This window comes from Streptomyces coeruleoprunus (assembly GCF_039542925.1).
In the GTDB taxonomy this organism is placed as follows: Bacteria; Actinomycetota; Actinomycetes; order Streptomycetales; family Streptomycetaceae; genus Streptomyces; species Streptomyces coeruleoprunus.
Genome location: NZ_BAABIT010000001.1, coordinates 5991201 through 6010592, shown reverse-complemented (window position 1 = coordinate 6010592; position 19392 = coordinate 5991201). Strand labels below are relative to the sequence as shown.

The window sequence follows — 19392 nt, the reverse complement described above, 5'->3', positions numbered from 1 at the left end:
GCTCCTCGTCAGAGGCCGATGCGCCGGAGGTTACTGGCGGTACGCCCGCTCGGTAAGGTGAGCGTCCTTCACTTTTTCAAAAGCGCCACACCGGCCGTCCCGGGCGGCGCTCCCGCACCGGTGATGGGGCGTCCCGGTAATGGGATCCATCCGTTTTTCGATGGAGCCGATGCGGGCACCCGTACGTCCATTCAGCGACGCCGAAGTACCAAGCGACGGAGGTGGCAGCGCGATGGCCGGTTTCCGGAGTCTCGCCAGACAGGTACGTGATCCGGGGTGCGATCCGGCGCTGCGGCGGTATTCGCTGCGCAAGTGCCTGGAGCGGTTCGCCCCTTACGGGCACCGGGCGACCTGGGACCACCTGTGCCGGAGGCACGGGTTCGGGCCCCAGGACCGGGACCCCGATCCGGCGCGGCTGGTGGCCGCGTTGGACGAGCTGGAGGAGGCGCGGGCGGTGTGGCTCGCCTACGAGCGGCGGTTCGCCGAACGCCGCAGGAGGGAGAAGCACCTGGGGCTGCGCCGGCCGGGTGCGGTGGACGACTGGCACCGGCGCACGTGGGGCGGCAACGGGGTGGCGCGGTGCGCCGATCCGTCGGTGCACCCGGACGTGCCGCTGGCGGAGGCGCTGCGGCGGCTGATCGCCGCGCTGGAGGCGCGGCCGGGGGCGCGGTGCCCGGTGTGCTACGGGCGGTGGTTCGAGTGGCGGCCGGAGGCGGTGCGCGAGCCGTGGTGCGGGCCGGTGTGCGGGGGGTGCGGCGTCGTGGTGCCCGCGCCCGCGCTGACGGCCGAGGCGCTGTCGGCGGCGCGGCGGCCGCGCGGTCAGCGCGCGGCGGGGGCGGCCGGTGCGGACCGGTCGGCGCCGGGTGTGGACCGGGAGCTGGCCGCGGTCGGGTGAGAGCCGTCCCGAACGGGGGCGCGGGGCGCGCGGGGGTGGGTGACGGTGTCGGCACACCCCCGCCCCGGCGTGACGCTAGCAGCCGGAAAATCCTGTGGGCCAGCGGAAATCGGCGGGGCGACAGTGGTGGGCGATGACCACTCGTACGACTCCCGTAGGAGCCCCACCATGTCCACGCTGCGCGTCACCGCGGAAGTGCTGACCGTCCACGAGCACCCGAACGCCGACTCCCTCGAACTGGCCCAAGTGGGCCTGTACCGGGCGGTCGTCGCCAAGGGCGCCTTCCGCACCGGTGAGGCGGCCGTGTACATCCCGGAGCAGGCGGTGCTGCCCGCCGGGCTGATCGAGGAACTGGGGCTGACGGGGCGGCTGGCGGGCAGCCGGGCCGACCGGGTCAAGGCGGTGCGGCTGCGCGGTGAGCTGTCGCAGGGGCTGGTGTGCCGGCCGCGGGCGCTGGCGGACGTCGACCTGGTACGGGCGGCGGCCGAGCGCACCGACTTCGCGGAGCGGCTGGGCATCACCAAGTGGGCGCCGCCTGTCCCGGTGTCGATGAGCGGCGACGTGGAGTCCGCGCCCGATCTTCTGCCGTGGGGCGACATCGAGAACATCCAGCGGTACCCGGACCTCTTCGCGCCGGGCGAGCCCGTGGTGCTGACCGAGAAGGTGCACGGGACGGCCTGCCTGATGACGTATCACGCCGGGGACGGGCGGGTGCGGGTCTCCTCGAAGGGCTTCGGCGCCAAGGGCCTCGCGCTCAAGGAGGACGCGCGCAACCTGTACTGGCGGACCGTGCGCGGCCACGACGTGCCCGCGGTCGCCGCGCGCCTCGCGAAACGGCTGGGCGCGACCCGCGTCGGCGTGTTCGGCGAGGTGTACGGGGCGGGCGTGCAGGACCTGGCGTACGGCGCCGATGGCCGCGCGCAGGGCGAGCGGCCCGGGTACGCGGTCTTCGACGTGTCCGTGGAGATCGAGGGACAGGTGCGCCGCCTGGACGCCGCGGACCTGCACACGCTGCTGGAGGGCGAACTGCCGCTCGTCCCGCGCCTGTACGCCGGGCCGTACGACGTCGCCACGGTGCTGGAGCTGGCGACGGGCGAGGAGACCCTGACGGGACGCGGCGTCCATCTCCGCGAGGGCGTCGTGATCCGCCCGGCCACCGAGCGGTACAGCCCGGTGGTGGGCGGACGCGCCATCGCGAAGGCGGTCAGCCCGGCGTACCTGACCCGCAAGGGCGGCACGGAGTACGAGTAACGGCCGGGTCGTGTCCGGCGGATCTTCCCCACCCCGCCCTTCCCGAATCGGGGGCTCCGCCCCCGAACCCCCGCTCCTCGAACGCCGGAGGGGCTGACTTCAGCCCGTCCGGCGCTTCGGTTCCTGGCGGCAGGTCTCCGGCAGGAGGCGGGAGCCGGAGAGGCGCTCGCCGAAGCGGTCGTCGGGGTTGGACAGGACGCACGTGTCGAGCGACAGGCAGCCGCAGCCGATGCAGTCGGTGAGGTGGTCGCGGAGCCGGCCCAGCTGCTGTATGCGGGCGTCCAGTTCGGCCCGCCAGGCCTGGGAGAGCCGCGCCCAGTCCTCCCGGGTGGGCGTGCGCTCCTCCGGCAGCTCGGCCAGGGCCTCGCGGATCGTCGCCAGCGGGATGCCGACGCGCTGCGCGGCGCGCACGAAGGCGACGCGGCGCAGCGCGTCCCTGCTGTAGCGGCGCTGGTTGCCGCTGGTGCGGCGGCTGCTGATCAGGCCCTTCGACTCGTAGAAGTGCAGGGCGGACACGGCCGCCCCGCTGCGCGCGGAGAGCTGGCCGACGGTGAGCTCGTGGATCTTCTCTGGAATCTGCGGCACCCCTCGAACCCTACTGGTCCGTTGACAGGGCCTTCGCGCCCCAGCATGCTACGAGGTGCTAAGCAAGCGCTTGGACAGGAGCTGGGAGCTGGGATGGCAGAGCCGAGGACCTTCACCTCCGCGGACGAGCTGCGGGCCGCCGTGGGCGGGCAACTGGGATACAGCGACTGGCTGGAGGTGGACCAGAAGCGGATCGACCTGTTCGCCGAAGCCACGGGCGACCACCAGTGGATCCACGTCGACCCGGAGCGGGCGGCGGCCGGGCCGTTCGGCGCGACGATCGCGCACGGCTATCTCACGCTGTCGCTGCTGCCCGTGTTCGTCCCGCAGGTGCTGCGGGTCGAGGGCGTGCGGATGGGGCTCAACTACGGCACGAACAAGGTGCGGTTCCCGGCCCCCGTGCCCGTCGGCTCGCGGCTGCGGGCGACGGCCGTGCTGACGGAGGTGGCGGAGGTGGGCGGCGGCGGGGTGCAGGTCACGGCCACCGTCACGGTGGAGCGCGAGGGCGGCGACAAGCCGGTGTGCGTCGCGGAGTCGGTCTCCCGCTACTACTTCTGACGCCACCGAACGGCGGCCGCGGGCTTCCGGAAGGCGCGGCCGCGTGCGGCTACTTCTGCGCGCCCACCATGCGCAGGACGAGGTCGGCGTACAGCTCGCCGACCTCGTCGGGCGTGCGGCGGCCCTGGGCGTTGAACCAGCGGGCCACGTCGATGCAGAGCGAGAGCACGGCGAGCGTGGTGCCGGGCACGTCCGGGACGTCGAACTCGCCCGCCCGGACGCCCTCGCTGATGATCCTGCGCACCGCGGCGTCGCTCTTGCGGCGCAGCTCGACGATCTCGGTGCGGTGCTCGGGACCGAGCGCGTCCAGTTCGTACTGGACCACGCGCGCGGTGGTGTGCCGCTCGGCGTGCCAGCGGACGAACGAGCGCACGGCGTCCGCCAGCCGCTCGGCGGCGCTTCCGGGTCCGCCGGCCGCCGCCTCCAGGATCTCCAGGGCCTTGTCGTGGCCGATCCGGCTGATCCGGTGGAGCAGCTCTTCCTTGGTCTTGTAGTGGATGTAGAGCGCCGCGGGGCTCATGCCGGCCCGGCTCGCGATGTCACGGGTGGTGGTGGCGTGGTAGCCGCGCTCGGCGAAGGCGTCGACCGCGGCGACCAGCAGTCGCCGCGCCGCTTCCGGGGTGACCTCGCCCCACGGCATGTCCTCGCCGCCGGCCGTCTCCTCCGCCGCACTCATCACTCGCCCCTTCCCGACACCAGGACGACCACCATACCGCGACGGTGAGCAAGCGCTTAGAGCTTCTGGAACGGGTCGTGCTCGGCGAGCAGCTTCTCCAGGCGCGCCTGGTCGACCCGGCTGATCAGGTGACCGGCCTCCTGACGGTCCCGGACGACCTTGGCGAGGGTGAAGGCGGAGGTGGTGAGGTAGAGCACCGCGATGCCCAGGAACGCCCGCACCCAGACGTCGGCCTCCAGGTTGGCGATGCCGAGGGCCACGGCGCCGAGCGCGACGGCGAAGGAGGCGACGGCCTGCCCGTAGTAGGCCGCCGTGTTCTGCTGCTTGACCGGTGTGTCACTCATGGCGTCGAGCATCCGCCCGTGTGGCGGGCGCCACATCCGCCGTCGTACTCAGGCGCCGTACTCAGACGGGCGGGCGACCGGAGCGGGCGGGCCGGTCAGAAGGCGGAGACTCCCGTGAGCGCGCGGCCGATGATGAGCTTCTGTATCTGGCTGGTGCCCTCGTACAGGGTCATCACGCGCGCGTCGCGCAGGAGTTTGCCGACCGGGTACTCGTCGATGTAGCCGTAGCCGCCGAAGACCTGGAGGGCGTTGTTCGCGCAGCGCACGGCGGCCTCCGAGGCGAAGAGCTTGGCCTTGGACGCGGCGGTGGCGAACTCCTCGCCGCGGTCGACGAGGTCGGCGACCCGCCAGGTGAGCAGCCGCGCGGCGTCCACGTCGACGGCGATGTCGCTGATCAGCTCCTGGACGAGCTGGTACGAGGCGATCGGCTTGCCGAACTGCTCGCGCTCCCCCGCGTATCCGACGGCCGCGTCGAGTGCGGCGCGGGCGATGCCGACGCAGCCGGCGGCGACGGACATCCGGCCCTTGGCGAGGGCGGACATGGCGATGGAGAAGCCCTTGCCCTCCGCGCCCAGGAGCGCGGAGGGCGGCACGCGGACGTCCTGGAGGACCAGTTCGGCGGTGGCCTGGCCGCGCAGGCCGAGCTTGCCGTGGACGGGGCGGCGGGTGAGGCCGGGCGTGTCGGCGGGGACCAGGAAGGCGGAGATGCCGCGGTGGCCGGGGGTGTCGTCGGTGCGGGCGAAGAGAAGCACGACGTCGGCCCAGGTGCCGTTGGTGATGAACATCTTGGAGCCGTTGATCAGCCAGTCCCCGCCGGACTGCCGTACGGCCCGGGTGGCGAGGTTCGCGGCGTCGGAGCCGGTGCCGGGTTCGGTGAGACCGAAGCAGCCGAGCAGGTCGCCGGAGGTGAGGCCGGGCAGCCAGCGCCGCTTCTGCTCCTCGTCGCCCCAGGCGGCGACGGTCTTGGCGACGAGCCCGAGCGAGACGGAGACGATGCCGCGCACGGAGGAGTCGCCGCGCCCCAGCTCCTCGGTGACCAGGCAGTACGCGAGGTGGTCGCCGCCCGAGCCGCCGTACTGCTCGGGCACGGTGAGGCCCAGGAACCCGAGCGCGCCCAGCTTCTTCACGATGCCCCGGTCGACGCTCTCGGCGCGGTCCCAGGCGGCGGCGTACGGGACGACCTCGCGGCGGACGAAGTCCTCGGCCAGCCGGCGGGCCGCCTCCTGCTCCTCGCTCAGCTCCAGGTTCATACGCCCGGACACCTCCAGTTAATTAGCGGTGCTAGTTTTTTCTGGGCAGGCCCTACTATGTGCCGCATGGCCAGACCGCGCAAGCCCCTGCTCAGCCGGGACCGCATCGTCGCCACGGCCGGCGCCCTGGTGGACCGGGAGGGGCTGGACGCGGTGTCGACCCGCCGCCTGGCCGCCGAACTGGGCGTCAGCGGACCGTCCCTCTACAACCACTTCCGCACGAAGGACGAGATCCTGGAGGCGGTCGCGGACGCGGTGAGCGCCCGGGTCGACCTGTCGATGTTCGAGGAGGGCGACGCCCGCGACTGGCGCACGGCACTGCACGACTGGGCCGTGTCCTACCGGGCCGCGCTCAGGGAGCACCCCCACATCGTGCCGGTGCTCGCCCGGGGCCCGGGGCGGCGGCCCGCGGGGCTGCGGGTGGCGGACGCGGTGTTCGGCGCGATGGTGCGCGCCGGGTGGCCGCCGGCCCAGGCCACGTACATCGGCGCGCTCATGCGGTACTTCGTCACCGGCTCGGCGCTGTCCTCCTTCGCGCGCGGCTTCGTCGACGACGAGGCGGCGTACGACCCGGCGGACTATCCGCACCTGGGCCAGGCGCATCTGCTCGCCGAGCGGCGGGAGCAGGTCGACGAGGGTGCGTTCGAGACGGGCCTGCGGGCCCTGCTGGACGGGCTCGTGCTGCAGTACGCGACGGTGCGGGGCGGGCGAACGGAGGCGCGGGGGGAAGGGTCGGCGGTACGCGGGGACGGCTCGGAGGCACGCGCGGACGGTTCGGCGGGTGCCGAAGCGTAGGCGGGTGATCCTGGACGTATGACCGCCTCGGAACTCGCGGCGTTCGCCGCGCTGCTCGCGGACCGGACACGCGCCGCCTTCTGCCTCGCCCTGCTGGACGGGCGCGCCTGGACGGCGGGGGAACTGGCCCGCCACGCGCGCGTGGCGCCGTCCACGGCCAGCGAGCACCTGGGGCGCCTCGTCGAGGGCGGGCTGCTCGCCGAGGAGCGGCAGGGCCGGCACCGGTACGTGCGGCTGGCCGACGCGCGCGTGGCGCAGCTCGTGGAGGACCTGGCGGCGTTCACGGGCCGGGACCCGGGACCGCCGCGCTCACTGGCGGACGCGAGCGCCCGCAGCGCCATGGCGCGGGGCCGCACCTGCTACGACCATCTCGCGGGGCGGCTCGGCATCGTGGTCACCGACGCCATGACGGCGCGCGGACTGCTGCGCCAGGACGCCGGGTTCGCGCTCACGGGGAGCGGGCTCGGCTGGTTCCGCGATCTCGGGGTGCCGCTCGCGCCCGGTGGACGGCGGCCGGTGGCCCGGGGGTGCCTCGACTGGACCGAGCGCAGGCCGCATCTGGCGGGGCTGGCGGGCGCGGAGCTGTGCCGCCATGCCTTCGACGCCGGGTGGTGCGTACGGATCGGCACCGAGCGGGCGGTGCGGGTGACGCCCGCCGGTGAGCGGGCGCTGGGCGAGTTGCTGGGCATCGACGCGGAGGCGCTGGGCTGAGGGGGCGGCCGGCGGCGCCGATATTGCGGTGAGCGGCGAAACGTTCCGGTTCTAGGGTCGGGCCCATGAACTCCTCCTCTTCCCCGGCACGTTCGCGAGGACTCGCGTTCGCGGCCGTCGTGGTCACGGTCGTCCTGTGGGCCTCGGCCTTCGTCTCCATCCGCAGCGCGGGCGCCGCGTACTCGCCGGGTGCCCTGGCGCTGGGCCGGCTGCTCGCCGGTGCGCTCACGCTCGGCTGTCTGCTGCTCGTCCGGCGGGAGGGGCTGCCGCCGCGTGCCGCCTGGCCGGGGATCGCCGTGTCGGGGCTGCTGTGGTTCGGGGCGTACATGGTGGTGCTCAACTGGGGTGAGCGGGAGGTCGACGCCGGGACGGCCGCGATGATCGTGAACATCGGGCCGGTGCTGATCGTGCTGCTGAGCGCCCGGTTCCTGGGCGAGTCCACGCCGCCGCGGCTGCTGGCCGGTATGGCCGTGTCGTTCGCGGGCGCGGTCGCGGTGGGTCTCTCCATGTCGGGCGAGGGGCGCGCCTCCGTCCTCGGGGTCGTGCTGTGCCTGCTGGCGGCGGCCGCGTACGCGGGCGGGGTCGTCGCGCAGAAGCCGGCGCTGCGGCACGCGAGCGCCCTGCAGGTGACGGCCTTCGGGTGCCTCACGGGCACGGTGGCGTGTCTGCCGTTCCTGGGCACGCTGGTGGAGGAGGCGGCGCGGGCGCCGCTGCCGGCGACGCTGAACATGGTGTACCTGGGGGTGTTCCCGACAGCGCTGGCGTTCACGACGTGGGCGTACGCGCTGGCCCGTACGCCGGCCGGGCGGATGGGGGCGACGACGTACGCCGTGCCCGCGCTGGTGGTGCTGATGTCGTGGCTGGCGCTCGACGAGGTGCCGGGTGCGCTGACGCTCGCCGGGGGTGCGCTGTGCCTGGCGGGCGTGGCGGTCTCGCGGTCGGGGGGCGTCCGGTCCCGCGGCGACCGGTCACCGGGTGGTCGGGGCGGACCGCGACGGGTGCCGGAAGCACCCGCCGCGGTGCGGGAGGCCGAGCCGCGGGGCTAGAACACCACCAGCGCCCGCCCGCCCCTGCCCGCCAGCATGTCGGCGAACGCCGCCGGGATCCCGTCGAGCCCGATCCGGTCGGTGACCAGGGCGCCCAGGTCGAGGCGGCCGGCCCGGACGTGCTCGGCGAGGACCGGCAGGTCGCGGGCCGGGTCGGAGTTGCCGTACACGCAGCCGGACAGGGTGCGGCCCCAGTGGAAGATCTCCAGGGCGTTGAACGACACCTGCTCGTCCTTGCCGCCGATGCCGACGACCGTGGTGCGGCCGCCGCGCCGGGTGGACTCCCAGGCCGTACGGATGGTGGCGGCGCGGCCGACGCACTCGACGGCGACGTCGGCACCGCGCCCTCCGGTGAGGCGCCGTACGTCCTTGGCCGTGGTGGCGGACGCGACGACGAAGTCGGTGGCCCCGGCGGCGCGCGCGAGGTCCTCCTTCTCCGGCGACACGTCGACCGCGACGACCGGCCCGGCGCCCGCGATACGGGCCGACTGAAGGGCGGCCAGGCCGACGCCGCCGGCTCCGAACACGACGACCGACTCGCCCTCGCGGACGCGGGCGGAGTGGTGGACGGCGCCGTACCCGGTGAGGACGGCGCAGCCGAGGAGGGCGGCGTCGGTGAGGGGCACGCCGTCGGGGACGGGCAGGACGCACCCGGCGGCGACGACGGTCTCCTCGGCGAACGCGCCGACGTTCAGGCCGGGGTGCAGCTCGGTGCCGTCCTCGGTGACGGCGTGGACCCGGCCGACGCCGGTGAGCGCGTCGGCGCACAGCCACACCTCGCCGATGCCGCAGTGGTGACAGCTGCCGCAGGACGGCGCCCAGTTGAGGACGACGCCGTCGCCGGGGCCGACGTGCGTGACGCCGTCGCCGACGGCGACGACGGTGCCGGCGCCCTCGTGGCCGAGGACGGCGGGGACGGGCACGCGCATGGTGCCGTTGGCCAGGGACAGGTCCGAGTGGCAGACCCCGGCGGCGGCGAGGCGGACCCTCACCTGGCCGGGGCCGGGCTCGGGGAGGTCGATGCGGGTCATCCCCAGGGGGGACCCGACGGAGGGCAGGACGGCGGCGCGGACGACCACGATCGTTGTTCTCCCGGAGTCGGAGGGCGGCGGTGGTGCCGGAGGGTCAGAACTGGAGCGACTTGGTGTGCAGGTACTCGGTGAGACCGTGGGCGCCCAGCTCGCGGCCGATGCCGGACTGCTTGTAGCCGCCGAACGGCGCGAGCGGGTTGAACCGGCCGCCGTTGACGTCCACCTGGCCGGCCTCCATGCGGCGGGCGAAGTCGACGGCCGCCCCGGGCTCGCCCCACACGGCGCCGGCCAGGCCGTAGACGGTGCCGTTGGCGATGCGGAGGGCGTCGTCCTCGTCCTCGTACTCCATGAAGGCGACGACCGGGCCGAAGATCTCCTCCTGGGCGATGGTCATGCCGGGGGTGACATCGGCGAAGATCGTCGGGCTGACGTAGTAGCCGCGCTCCAGGGGCGGTTCGGTGCCGCCGGTGACGAGGCGGGCCCCTTCGGCGACGCCCTTCTCGATGTAGCCGAGGACGCGGTCGCGCTGGGCGGCGCTGACGAGCGGGCCGAGGCGGTCGCCGGGCGTGTACGCGGCGACGGTCTCGGCGGCGAGGGCGACGGCCTCCTCGTACTGGTCCTTGTGGACGAGGACGCGGGTCAGGGCGCTGCACCGCTGGCCGGAGTTGGAGAGCGCGTTGGCGAGGCCGGCGGGGACGGCCGCGGCCAGGTCGGCGCCCGGCAGGACGACACTGGCGGACTTGCCGCCCAGCTCCAGGGCGACGCGCTTGACGGCGGCGCCCGCGGCCGCGCCGATGCGGCGGCCGACGGCGGTGGAGCCGGTGAAGGAGATCAGGTCGGTGCCCGTGTGCTCGACGAGCGCCTGGCCGGCGACCGGGCCGAGGCCGGTGACCATGTTGAAGACCCCGGCGGGGAAGCCGGCCTCGTGCACGGCCTCGGCGAAGACGCGGGCCGTGAGCGGGGTGTCCTCGGCGGGCTTCAGCACCACGGTGCAGCCGGCGGCGAGGGCGGGGGCGACCTTGGCCACGATCTGGTGCAGCGGGTAGTTCCAGGGGGTGATCGCCCCGACCACGCCGACCGGCTCCAGCAGGACCGTGGAGTTGCCGACCTTCTCATCGAACGGGAAGGTCTCCAGCAGTTCGGCGTACGAGCCGGCGACCATGATGGGCAGTCCGGTGTGCACGGCCTGGGCCAGCTTGGGCGGGGCGCCCAGTTCGGCGGTGACCGTCGCGGCGATCTCGTCCTTGCGGGCCGCCATCGCGTCGCGCAGGGCGGCGATGCGGGCGGCGCGCTCGGCGGGCGGCGTCGCGGACCAGCCGGGGAAGGCGGCGCGGGCGGCCCGTACGGCGGCGTCCACGTCCTGCGCCGAACCGGCGGGGACACGGGCGATGACCTCTTCGGTCGCGGGGTTCACCACGGCGGTGGTGTCGTGAGTGGCGGCGGGCCGCCACCCGCCGTCGATGTACATGCCGTCGTGGGCCTTCATCCGCTTCTCCTTCGGCCTGGCAGCTGCGCTGGTCGGACCAAACTAGCGGCGGTAGTTTTCCGCCGCCAGGGGGCCGGGGCGATCCTGCCGTCCGATGGCGCTCAGAAGTCGGCCCGCACCCGGTCGTCGACGCGGCCCACGGACTCCTGGCCGAACGCGCGCCGGTACGCCTCGCGGATCCGTTCGATCTTGGGGCCGCTGGGGCCGGCGTCGGCCGCCGGGTAGAGCAGGATCAGCTCGTAGGAGCGTTCGCGCTCGATCTTCCCGGCGGCGTCGCGCCACTGGCCGCGGCCCTGCTGGATGGTCAGCCCCGCCGGGAAGCGCGGGGTGACCTCGCGGTCGACGAACGCCATGAACTGCCGGTCCGTGACGTCGGGTCCGCCGTCGGGCCGTGCGGTGCCGAAGAGGAGCCGGGTCTCCATGAAGGGCTGCGCGTCGGCGGCGCCCGTGGTCGTGGAAGGAGCGGTCGCGGTGTCGTCGAGTGCGGCGTACGCGGCGGGGGCGGCGAGCGTGAGGAGGGCGACGGCCGCGGTGGCGGCGAGACGGACGCGGGTGGTCGCGGCGGGCATGGGGTCTCCTCTGTCGGTGTGGGGCCAGGCTGTCGGCGGGCGAGGCTTTCGACGGGCGGGCACGGAGCGCCGATCACTGTGACAGGGAGGAGCGCGGCGGGGCGCCGAAACGCGGGTTCCGGCCACCGCCGTGACCGGCGGGCCCCCATGCGAGCGGGCCCCATGCCCATGCGGGGCCCGCCGGTTCGGGCCCGCCGGTTCAGGCGACGCGGGCGAAGTCGCCGCGTGCGACGTCCGTGAGGTGGGCGAAGACGACGACGTTGGAGGCGTACCCCTTCTTGTGGTCGAAGGAGCCGCCGCAGGTGAGCAGGCGCAGCTCGGGGCGTCCGGTCTCCCCGTACACCTCCTTGTCGGGGAACCGCTCCTTGTCGTACGTGCGGACGCGGTCGACCGTGAACACGGCGGTGAGGCCGTCCTCGCGCGCGACACGGACGGTGTTGCCGGGCTTGAGCGAGTGGAGGTCCAGGAAGACGGCGGGGCCGGTCCTGGTGTCCCGGTGGCCCACGGCGATGGCGGTGCCCTGCTCGCCGGGGGTGGGGCCGTCCTCGTACCAGCCGACCAGCCGGGGGTTGTCGACCGGCGGGGACAGGAGCTGCCCCGCGCGGTCGAGGCCGAGGCCGACGACCGGCGCCTCGATGGTGATCGCGGGAATGGCGAGGCGAGTGGCGCGCGCCCGGGGCAGCGGGGCCGGCGACGGTGACGGCGTGGGCGAGGGGAGGGTCCGGGCGGGCGCCGGCCGTGCGGCCGGCCGGGAACCGTGCGGAGGTGCCGACGCCCGGGGGGCGGCGACGGTGGGCCCGGACGGTTCGTCGCCCTGGGCCCACCAGACGCCACCCACGACGAGCGCCAGGGTCACCAGCACCGTTCTGGTGAGCCGCAGCAGACGCCGCTGCCGCCGCGTGAACCGTGAGGTGCGGGGCCTACGACGCGCCATTGGCGCGACGGCGACGACGGACGAGGATCAGCCCGGCCGTCCCCGCCAGGCCCGCCGCGAGCGCCGCGCCGACGCCGAACGAGGAGCTGTCGTCGGCCGTCTCGGCCATACCGCCGCCGCCCGCGCCGACACCGCCGTGCGGGCGCTTGCCGTGGCCGTCGCCGTTGCCACCGCCGTTGCCGTTGCCGTTCGACGCGCCGTTGCCGTTGCCGTCGCAGTCGACCTGGAAGACCTTCACCTTGCCGGTGCCGGTGGCGCCCGTGAAGGTCCAGGTGAGCCTGTACATGCCGTCGGGCAGGGTGAGTTCCTCGGTGTGGCCGGTTCCGGTGCTGAGCGTGATGCCGCCCTGGAGGCTGGCGTCGCCGGCCCGCATCGGCTGGGGCACGATCGAGTAGCTCACCGCCTGGAGCGTGTCGAAGTTGAACGCGGCGAGGTAGAACTTGCAGACCTTGGGATCGTTGCGCAGGTTGCTCGGCAGGGTGGTGGTGCTGTGGATCTTCACGTCCCCGTTGTCGCCGGGGGCCGCGACGGCCGCGGGCGCGGCTCCGAGGGCGATACCACCGAGGGCGACGCCGGCGACGGCGGTACGCAGGAGTGGTCGGGCAGCGGTCATGAGGGATTCCTCCGTGAGGATGTCGGACGGATCAGCCGATAATCCGACTATCCGTGACATCAAGGACACGGGCCGTTCCCACGCGGCGCGCCGCCCGCGATTCGCCCGGTCAGCCGACGGGTGACACCTCGACGGGGAAGCCGTTGAGGACGGCCGTGCCGGACAGCGGGTCCAGCCGACTGCCGTCCAGCAGCTGGTTGACGTTCACGCCGGGCCGGGCGGAGGCGACCGCCAGCCGCGTACCGGGGCGGCTGTGGCCCCAGCCGTGCGGGAGGCTCACCACTCCCCTGCGGACGGCGTCGGTGACCTCGACAGGCGCCTCGATCTCGCCGCCCTCGCCCTTGACGCGGGCCGGGGACCCGTCGGTGAGGCCCAGGCGCGCCGCGTCGTCCGGGTGGACCTGGAGGGTGCACGTGTTGGTGCCGCCGTTGAGGGCGGGGACGTTGTGCAGCCAGCTGTTGTTGGAGCGCAGGTGGCGGCGGCCCACCAGGACGAGCGGGGGCGGCGGGTCCGTGAGGGCGCGGCGCAGCCTCGGCAGGTCGGCGGCGATCGGCTCCGGCAGCAGTTCGACGCGGCCGCTGCGCGTCTTCAGCGGCTGCGGCAGGCGGGCGCGCAGGGGGCCGAGGTCGATGCCGTGCGGATGGGCCTTGAGCTGATCCAGCGTCAGCCCGTACGGGCCGAGGCGCAGCATCAGGTCGAGGCGCCGCTCGGCGGGTGTGTCCCCGGTGAGCCCCGCGGCGAAGGCGGCCGGGTCCTGGCCGTGGGCGGGCGAGTGGGGTTCGGTCACGGCCTTGGCGAGGGTGCGCCGGACGACCGCGTCGTCGACGGTGCCGGGGGCCGCGCCGTGCATGCCGGTGGCGGCGAGGATCAGCCGGGCGTGTATCTCGCACTCGTCCATCAGGCCGTCCTCCAGCGGGACGGCGGCCGGGGTGTGGCGGACCTGGTTGTGGACCGCGAAGCCGTTGAACGCGAAGTCGAAGTGGGCGCTCTGGGCGGGCGGCGGCGGGGGCAGGATCACATCGGCGTGGCGGGTGGTCTCGTTGAGGTACGGATCGATCGCCACCATGAAGTCCAGGTCGCCGGCCAGCGCCCGGTCGAGGCGGTCGCCGTCGGGCGCGGAGAGCACGGGGTTGGCGGCGATCGTGACGAGCGCCCGGATCCGGCCCTCGCCGGGGGTGTCGATCTCCTCGGCCAGCGCGGCGAGCGGCAGTTCGCCCTTGGCCTCCGGGTGCCCCGAGACCCGGCTCGCCCACCGGCCGAGGGCGAAGCCCCTGCCCGGACCGGCCGGGCGGGGTGCGGGCGCGGTGGCGGAGAGCGGGAAGAGCGCGCCGCCCGGACGGTCGAGGTTTCCGGTGAGCACGTTCAGGACGTCCACGAGCCAGTTGGTGAGCGTGCCGTACGCGACGGTGCTGCCGCCCACGCGAGCGTAGACGGCGGCCGACGGCGCCGCGGCCAGTTCGCGGGCCATGGCGCGGATCGTGCCGGGCTCCACGTCGCACACACCGGCGACTGCCTCGGGGGTGAAGTCCCGTACGGCGGCCGCGACCTCGTCGACGCCCTGGACGTGCGGGGACAGCTCGCCGAGGTCGGTGAGGTCCTCGGCGAAGAGGACCTGGGCGAGGGCGGCGAGCATCAGGGCGTCCGTGCCGGGCCGGATCGCCACGTGCCGATCGGCCAGGCGGGCGGTGCGGGAGCGGCGCGGGTCGACGACGGTGAGGGTGCCGCCGCGCTTGCGGAGCGCCTTGAGGCGGCCGGGGAAGTCGGGGGCGGTGCACAGGCTGCCGTTGGAGTCCAGCGGGTTGGCGCCGAGCATCAGCAGATGGGCGGTGCGGTCGAGGTCCGGGACGGGGATGGCGAACGCGTCGCCGAAGAGCAGCCCGCTGGAGACGTGCTTGGGCATCTGGTCGACGGTGGAGGCCGTGAACAGGTTGCGCGTGCCCAGCGCCCCCAGCAGTACGGGCGGGTAGAGGGCGCCCGCCATGGTGTGCACGTTGGGGTTGCCGAGCACGACGCCGACGGCGCCCGGGCCGTGCGCGGCGACCAGCGGCGGGAGCCGGCGCGCGACCAGCGCGAAGGCCTCGTCCCAGCCGGCCTCGCGCAGTGTGCCGTGCTCCCGGACGAGGGGGGTGCGCAGCCGGTCGGGGTCGGCGTCGAGTTCGCCGAAGGCGGCGCCCTTCGGGCAGATGAACCCGCGGCTGAAGATGTCGTCGCGGTCTCCGCGCACACCCGTGACACGGCTGCCGCTGATCGTGAGGGTCAGCCCGCAGGTGGCTTCGCAGAGGGGGCAGATGCGCGGTGCGGTGGTGGACACGGTCTCTCCCCGGGCCGGCGACGAGCAACGGAGTGGCACGAACGGGCCAGAGCATACCGACCAGTACGCATGTTGGCGACGGTCACGGCGGGACCGGCATCCGGCCGCACGGTGCGGCGCGGGAGGTCGGCGAACCGGGGTCCGCCCCGCACGGCCGGCGCCGGAGGTCAGCGCAGCACCGGGGCCAGGTAGGCGTGGAGCAGTTCCCGTGTCTCGGTGATGAGGGCCGGGTCGCCGGCCGGGTCGGCGCGGAACGCCAGCCGGAGCAGCGCGTCCGCGGCCTCCACGCCGACCAGGACCTTGCGCCGCAGCGTGGCATCGGGCCCGGTGCCGTCGCGTGCCGCGAGGACGGCGCAGATCCGGTCGGCGACGAGGTGGTTGGGGTCGTCGTCCGGCGCCTCGGCGGGGCCCGGGACGCCGAAGTCGACGAGGGCGAAGCCGGGGACGGTGCGTTTCATGGCGATGTACTCGTCGAGCACGGCGTCGACCGTGGCGCGGGAGCCGGCGTCCGCGAGGCCGGAGAGGCGGGCGGTGACCCGGGCGGCGTAGTGGTCGAGGTTGCGGTGGGCGAGCGCGGTGGCCATGGCGCGCTTGTTGGAGAAGAAGCGGTAGACGGAGCCGATGGGGACGCCGGCGCGCAGGGCGACGTCGCGGGTGCTCAGCTCGTCGTAGCCGGTCTCGTCGAGCAGTTCGGCGCAGGCGTCGAGGATGCGCGCCAGGCGTACGGCGCTGCGCCGCTGGACGGGGGTGCGGCGCAGGGAGGAGGGCTGGGGCGGGGGCTGCGGTACGGATTCCATGATGCAGACGAGGGTGGCCGCCGCCGGGCCCGGCCGGAACCCCTCCGGCGGCGGAAGCGTCCCATTGCCACCCGCCCGGGCCCGTCCGGGGGCGACCCCCGTTGACGTGGGCCGCGCGGAATCCTACGGTCTTCCATAGGATTCAGTTCTTTCATGGGTGACGGCAGGAGCACGTGATGACCATGGACGGCGGCGAGCAGGCCAGGAAGACGGCCGAGGCCCTGGAGTACCTCTCCGGTTTCGGCAACGAACACCATTCGGAGGCCGTACCGGGAGCCCTGCCGGCGGGCCGCAACTCCCCGCAGCGCGCCCCCCTCGGGCTGTACGCGGAGCAGCTGAGCGGCAGCGCCTTCACCGAGCCGCGGGCGCACAACCGCCGCTCGTGGCTGTACCGGATCCGCCCCTCGGCCGCGCACCCGGCGTTCCGGCGCACCGACAACGGCGCCCTGCGCACGGCCCCCTTCACCGAGACCGTGCCGGACCCCAACCGGCTGCGCTGGAACCCACTGCCCGCCCCGGCGCCCGGCACCGACTGGCTGGCCGGCCTGTGGACCCTGGGCGGCAACGGCGACGCGGCCCAGCGCACCGGCATGGCCGTGCACCTCTACCACGCCAACGCCTCCATGGACCGGGTCTTCAGCGACGCCGACGGCGAGCTGCTGATCGTCCCCGAGCGGGGCGGGCTGCTGCTGCGCACCGAGCTGGGACTGCTCGCCGCCCGCCCGGGCGAGGTGGCGCTGGTCCCGCGCGGGGTGCGCTTCCGGGTGGAGCTGCTCGACGAGTCCGCTCGCGGCTACGTCTGCGAGAACTACGGGCAGCCGTTCCAGCTCCCCGACCTGGGCCCGATCGGCGCCAACGGCCTGGCCAACCCCCGGGACTTCCGCGCCCCGGTGGCCGCCTACGAGGACGTCGAGGGCCCGGTCGAGGTGGTCAACAAGTACTGCGGCAACCTCTGGACCGCGACGTACGGCCACTCCCCGCTGGACGTCGTCGCCTGGCACGGCAACCACGTCCCGTACGTCTACGACCTGCGGACCTTCAACGTCATCGGGTCGATCAGCTACGACCACCCGGACCCGTCGATCTTCACGGTCCTGACCTCGCCGTCCGACACCCCGGGACTCGCGGGCGTCGACTTCGTCGTCTTCGCGCCGCGCTGGCTCGTCGGCGAGGACACCTTCCGCCCGCCGTACTTCCACCGCAACGTGATGAGCGAGTACATGGGCCTCATCGAGGGCGCGTACGACGCGAAGGCGGAGGGCTTCGTGCCGGGCGGCGGTTCGCTGCACAACATGATGTCCGCGCACGGCCCCGACCGGGAGACCTTCGACAAGGCCAGCGCGGCGGAGCTGAAGCCCCAGAAGATCGACGACGGTCTGGCCTTCATGTTCGAGACGCGCTGGCCCGTGACGGCCACGGCCCAGGCGGCGGACGCCGACCACCTGCAGCAGGGGTACGACGACGTGTGGCAGGGTCTTGAGCGCCACTTCCGGCCGTAGGAGCCCAGTACGGAGCAGTACGGAGATGCCGTGACCGCCTTCGCCCCCGACTCGCTGGTCCTGAACCGCAAGCTGCCGCTGTGGTACCAGGTCTCGCAGTCCTTGCGCGCCTCGATACTGGGGCGCTCCCCGGACGCCTCGCTGCGACTGCCCACCGAGGAGCAGCTGGCGGCGCACTACGGCGTGAGCGTGCTGACCATGCGGCAGGCGCTGAAGGAGCTGGAGGCGGAGGGCCTGATCAGCAGGCACCGGCGGCGCGGGACGTTCATCGAGCCGGGGGCCCGGCGCAGCGCCCCGCGCCGGCTGCTGGGCTCGATCGACGCGATCGTGGCCCAGCAGTCCGGCGAGCGGACGACGGTCCTCGGCCATGGCGCGCGGAAGGTGCCCGGCGACCTCGCCGAGCACTTCCCGGACGTGCCCGAGGTGGTCACGTACCGGCGGCTGCGGCGGGACGGCGAGACGGGCGAGCCGACGAACTGGGCGGAGAACGCGGTCCGTCCGGAGGTCGCCGACCGGATCGACCTGGCGGACCTGGAGCGCTGGCCGATGACCAAGGTCCTGAGGGACGTGGTCGGCGTGCGGATCAGCCGGATCACCGACACGGTGGAGGCCCGGCTCGCCGACCCGGAGACGGCCGAACTCCTCGACGTTCCGCTGCTGTCGCCGATCCTCCACTACACGGGCGTCACGTACGACGAGGCGGGCCGCGTGGTGGACGTCGCCCGGATCCGCTACCGGGGCGACCGCTTCTCGTTCACGGTGACGGTGGAGGCGGACTGAGGGAGCGGCGGGTCACTACGATGCGGGCCGTGCCGACCGATGACATGCCGCTGCTCGACGAGGTCATGCCGTGGTCCGTGGCGCCGCTGCGGCTGGGGCGCGCCTGGGTGCTCGCCCCGGACGCGCGGACGCTGCGGGCGCGGTGGGACGCGCTGGTGGCCGCCGAGGGCGCCGACCGCGAGACCCTGTTCCGGCCGAGCCGGGCCCGTACGCCGCGCAGCGCCGTCGCCGCCCTGCCGGGGCAGCGCACCGGGACGGGGCGGTTCGTGCGGGAGCCCGGGCCGTGCCCCGAGCCGGTGCGGGTGGCGCACGGGCCGTTCGACGAGCAGTGGCTGCTGCCCGACCACCGGCTGATCGACGTGGCGCGGCCGGAGTTGTGGCGGGTGGCGGACGAGCGTCAGCTGTTCGCCGTGGAGCAGGGGCACGTCCCCCAGGCCGCGGGGCCCGCGCTGCTGGTGACCGCCACGCTGCCGGACGGCCACTCCCCCGCCGGCCGTCCCGGCCGCATCCGCCCGCTGTACCGGCGCCCCGGCGGGCGGGAGCCGAACGTCGCGCCCGGGCTGCTCGCCCTGCTCGGGTCGCGGTACGGCCGGGAGGTGACCGCCGAGGAGGTCCTGGCCTGGGCGGTGGCGGCCGCCCGGGTGGCGCCCGGCGGCTGCCGCGTGCCCCTGCCGGCCGACCCCGGTGTGTGGGCGTCCGGCGTCGCGCTGGGCCGCCGGATGACCGACGTCCAGCTGCGCGGTGCCCGGGGGCGTGAGCGCCCGCGGCTCCCCGGCGGGCGGCGCCCCTACGTCCGGGCCGCCCTTCCGCCGCGCCCCGCGAGCCTGCGGTACGACGCCGAGGCGGAGACCCTGCACGTGGACGAGGGGCGCGTCGCCCCGGTCCCGGCGGAGGCCTGGGAGTTCCACGTGGGCGGGGTGCGCGTGCTTCCCCTCTGGTTCGAGCGACGCACCACCGTGCCCGAGCCGGGCACCCTGGAGGCAGTCCGCCCGTCCGCCTGGCTCCAGGAGTGGACGTCCGAACTGCTGGAGCTGATCACGGTGCTGGCGCTTCTGGGCGCCCTGGACGCCGAACGCACGGCCCTCGCGGACGGCACGGCGGCCGGCGGCCTCCTGGGCCGTGCGGAGCTGACCGCCGCCGGGGTCCTGCCGGTGCCGGACGCCGCACGGCGCCCCGCCTCGGTCCTGGACCTCCCGGAGGAGGGCCCGGAGGGCCAGTTCGCCCTGCTGTAGGGCGTGTCCGGAGCGCGGGACGGGCCGCC

Annotated in this window: 20 protein-coding genes; 9 read left to right on the top strand and 11 right to left on the bottom strand. The window is 74.5% G+C overall.

All coding sequences use genetic code 11. From position 1 onward, the window contains the following. Positions 1 to 232: 232 nt before the first annotated feature. Positions 233 to 895, top strand: coding sequence for a hypothetical protein (locus ABEB09_RS26920; RefSeq protein ID WP_345692497.1), 663 nt, complete (start codon positions 233 to 235; stop codon positions 893 to 895). A gap of 168 nt (positions 896 to 1063) precedes the next feature. Beyond that, a complete protein-coding gene (locus ABEB09_RS26915; protein ID WP_345692496.1) occupies positions 1064 to 2146 on the top strand; it encodes an RNA ligase (ATP) in 1083 nt (360 codons plus the stop codon). Positions 2147 to 2245: 99 nt separating this feature from the next. On the opposite strand, the gene soxR is transcribed toward ABEB09_RS26915, so the two are convergent. Next, complete coding sequence (gene soxR / locus ABEB09_RS26910; protein WP_345692495.1) at positions 2246 to 2731, bottom strand: redox-sensitive transcriptional activator SoxR; 486 nt, start codon at positions 2729 to 2731, stop codon at positions 2246 to 2248. 93 nt (positions 2732 to 2824) lie between these two features. Between soxR and ABEB09_RS26905 the strand changes: the two genes are divergently transcribed. Further along, the gene (locus ABEB09_RS26905; protein WP_345692494.1) at positions 2825 to 3289 is read left to right on the top strand and encodes a MaoC family dehydratase; all 465 of its coding nucleotides are present in this window, start codon (positions 2825 to 2827) and stop codon (positions 3287 to 3289) included. Between the two features lie 49 nt (positions 3290 to 3338). Here ABEB09_RS26905 and ABEB09_RS26900 read toward each other — a convergent pair whose 3' ends face one another. From ABEB09_RS26900 to ABEB09_RS26890, 3 genes are all read right to left on the bottom strand, one after another. After that, positions 3339 to 3965, bottom strand: a complete 627-nt coding sequence (locus tag ABEB09_RS26900; protein WP_345692493.1) for a TetR/AcrR family transcriptional regulator — start codon at positions 3963 to 3965, stop codon at positions 3339 to 3341. Positions 3966 to 4021: 56 nt separating this feature from the next. After that, positions 4022 to 4309, bottom strand: coding sequence for a YiaA/YiaB family inner membrane protein (locus ABEB09_RS26895; protein ID WP_345692492.1), 288 nt, complete (start codon positions 4307 to 4309; stop codon positions 4022 to 4024). 95 nt (positions 4310 to 4404) lie between these two features. After that, a complete protein-coding gene (locus ABEB09_RS26890) occupies positions 4405 to 5559 on the bottom strand; it encodes an acyl-CoA dehydrogenase family protein (RefSeq protein ID WP_345692491.1) in 1155 nt (384 codons plus the stop codon). Between the two features lie 66 nt (positions 5560 to 5625). Between ABEB09_RS26890 and ABEB09_RS26885 the strand changes: the two genes are divergently transcribed. The 3 genes from ABEB09_RS26885 to ABEB09_RS26875 all read left to right on the top strand — a co-directional run bounded on the left by ABEB09_RS26885 (position 5626) and on the right by ABEB09_RS26875 (position 8111). Continuing rightward, on the top strand, positions 5626 to 6354 hold the full coding sequence (locus ABEB09_RS26885; RefSeq protein WP_345692490.1) for a TetR/AcrR family transcriptional regulator: 729 nt from the start codon (positions 5626 to 5628) through the stop codon (positions 6352 to 6354). Between the two features lie 18 nt (positions 6355 to 6372). Continuing rightward, positions 6373 to 7065, top strand: a complete 693-nt coding sequence (locus ABEB09_RS26880; protein WP_345692489.1) for an ArsR/SmtB family transcription factor — start codon at positions 6373 to 6375, stop codon at positions 7063 to 7065. A gap of 65 nt (positions 7066 to 7130) precedes the next feature. Next, on the top strand, positions 7131 to 8111 hold the full coding sequence (locus ABEB09_RS26875) for a DMT family transporter (protein WP_345692488.1): 981 nt from the start codon (positions 7131 to 7133) through the stop codon (positions 8109 to 8111). Here the strand turns inward: ABEB09_RS26875 and ABEB09_RS26870 are convergent. From ABEB09_RS26870 to ABEB09_RS26840, 7 genes are all read right to left on the bottom strand, one after another. Beyond that, positions 8108 to 9142, bottom strand: a complete 1035-nt coding sequence (locus ABEB09_RS26870) for a zinc-binding dehydrogenase (RefSeq protein ID WP_345692487.1) — start codon at positions 9140 to 9142, stop codon at positions 8108 to 8110. The genes ABEB09_RS26875 and ABEB09_RS26870 overlap by 4 nt on opposite strands. Positions 9143 to 9236: 94 nt before the next feature. Next, complete coding sequence (locus ABEB09_RS26865) at positions 9237 to 10628, bottom strand: aldehyde dehydrogenase family protein (RefSeq protein WP_345692486.1); 1392 nt, start codon at positions 10626 to 10628, stop codon at positions 9237 to 9239. Positions 10629 to 10729: 101 nt separating this feature from the next. Next, on the bottom strand, positions 10730 to 11197 hold the full coding sequence (locus ABEB09_RS26860; RefSeq protein ID WP_345692485.1) for a DUF3574 domain-containing protein: 468 nt from the start codon (positions 11195 to 11197) through the stop codon (positions 10730 to 10732). Positions 11198 to 11396: 199 nt separating this feature from the next. Continuing rightward, on the bottom strand, positions 11397 to 12131 hold the full coding sequence (locus tag ABEB09_RS26855; protein WP_345692484.1) for a class F sortase: 735 nt from the start codon (positions 12129 to 12131) through the stop codon (positions 11397 to 11399). Next, positions 12118 to 12744, bottom strand: a complete 627-nt coding sequence (locus tag ABEB09_RS26850) for a hypothetical protein (protein ID WP_345692483.1) — start codon at positions 12742 to 12744, stop codon at positions 12118 to 12120. Before ABEB09_RS26850 ends, ABEB09_RS26855 begins: the two co-directional genes overlap by 14 nt. 109 nt (positions 12745 to 12853) lie before the next feature. Further along, complete coding sequence (locus ABEB09_RS26845; RefSeq protein ID WP_345692482.1) at positions 12854 to 15055, bottom strand: molybdopterin oxidoreductase family protein; 2202 nt, start codon at positions 15053 to 15055, stop codon at positions 12854 to 12856. A 167-nt stretch (positions 15056 to 15222) separates the two neighbouring features. Next, positions 15223 to 15852 carry a TetR/AcrR family transcriptional regulator gene (locus ABEB09_RS26840; protein WP_345692481.1) on the bottom strand — a complete coding sequence of 210 codons (630 nt, stop codon included), beginning with the start codon at positions 15850 to 15852 and terminating at the stop codon, positions 15223 to 15225. 182 nt (positions 15853 to 16034) lie between these two features. Here ABEB09_RS26840 and hmgA point away from each other — a divergent pair, with 182 nt between their 5' ends. Genes hmgA through ABEB09_RS26825 form a run of 3 tightly spaced genes read left to right on the top strand, consistent with a single transcriptional unit; the run spans position 16035 to position 19363 of the window. Beyond that, positions 16035 to 17351 carry a homogentisate 1,2-dioxygenase gene (gene hmgA, locus ABEB09_RS26835; protein WP_380842330.1) on the top strand — a complete coding sequence of 439 codons (1317 nt, stop codon included), beginning with the start codon at positions 16035 to 16037 and terminating at the stop codon, positions 17349 to 17351. A 30-nt stretch (positions 17352 to 17381) separates the two neighbouring features. Beyond that, entirely contained in the window at positions 17382 to 18131 is a 750-nt protein-coding gene (locus tag ABEB09_RS26830; protein ID WP_345692479.1) for a GntR family transcriptional regulator, read from the top strand. A 20-nt stretch (positions 18132 to 18151) separates the two neighbouring features. Then, positions 18152 to 19363, top strand: coding sequence for a type ISP restriction/modification enzyme (locus tag ABEB09_RS26825; RefSeq protein ID WP_345692478.1), 1212 nt, complete (start codon positions 18152 to 18154; stop codon positions 19361 to 19363). Positions 19364 to 19392 lie beyond the last annotated feature (29 nt).

Coding starts and splice junctions, on each gene's coding strand:
- ABEB09_RS26920 (WP_345692497.1), top strand. CDS start 233: ATGGCCGGTTTCCGGAGTCTCGCCAGACAGGTACGTGATCCGGGGTGC.
- ABEB09_RS26915 (WP_345692496.1), top strand. CDS start 1,064: ATGTCCACGCTGCGCGTCACCGCGGAAGTGCTGACCGTCCACGAGCAC.
- ABEB09_RS26905 (WP_345692494.1), top strand. CDS start 2,825: ATGGCAGAGCCGAGGACCTTCACCTCCGCGGACGAGCTGCGGGCCGCC.
- ABEB09_RS26900 (WP_345692493.1), bottom strand. CDS start 3,965: ATGAGTGCGGCGGAGGAGACGGCCGGCGGCGAGGACATGCCGTGGGGC.
- ABEB09_RS26895 (WP_345692492.1), bottom strand. CDS start 4,309: ATGAGTGACACACCGGTCAAGCAGCAGAACACGGCGGCCTACTACGGG.
- ABEB09_RS26890 (WP_345692491.1), bottom strand. CDS start 5,559: ATGAACCTGGAGCTGAGCGAGGAGCAGGAGGCGGCCCGCCGGCTGGCC.
- ABEB09_RS26885 (WP_345692490.1), top strand. CDS start 5,626: ATGGCCAGACCGCGCAAGCCCCTGCTCAGCCGGGACCGCATCGTCGCC.
- ABEB09_RS26880 (WP_345692489.1), top strand. CDS start 6,373: ATGACCGCCTCGGAACTCGCGGCGTTCGCCGCGCTGCTCGCGGACCGG.
- ABEB09_RS26875 (WP_345692488.1), top strand. CDS start 7,131: ATGAACTCCTCCTCTTCCCCGGCACGTTCGCGAGGACTCGCGTTCGCG.
- ABEB09_RS26870 (WP_345692487.1), bottom strand. CDS start 9,142: ATGACCCGCATCGACCTCCCCGAGCCCGGCCCCGGCCAGGTGAGGGTC.
- ABEB09_RS26865 (WP_345692486.1), bottom strand. CDS start 10,628: ATGAAGGCCCACGACGGCATGTACATCGACGGCGGGTGGCGGCCCGCC.
- ABEB09_RS26860 (WP_345692485.1), bottom strand. CDS start 11,197: ATGCCCGCCGCGACCACCCGCGTCCGTCTCGCCGCCACCGCGGCCGTC.
- ABEB09_RS26855 (WP_345692484.1), bottom strand. CDS start 12,131: ATGGCGCGTCGTAGGCCCCGCACCTCACGGTTCACGCGGCGGCAGCGG.
- ABEB09_RS26850 (WP_345692483.1), bottom strand. CDS start 12,744: ATGACCGCTGCCCGACCACTCCTGCGTACCGCCGTCGCCGGCGTCGCC.
- ABEB09_RS26840 (WP_345692481.1), bottom strand. CDS start 15,852: ATGGAATCCGTACCGCAGCCCCCGCCCCAGCCCTCCTCCCTGCGCCGC.
- hmgA (WP_380842330.1), top strand. CDS start 16,035: ATGGACGGCGGCGAGCAGGCCAGGAAGACGGCCGAGGCCCTGGAGTAC.
- ABEB09_RS26825 (WP_345692478.1), top strand. CDS start 18,152: ATGCGGGCCGTGCCGACCGATGACATGCCGCTGCTCGACGAGGTCATG.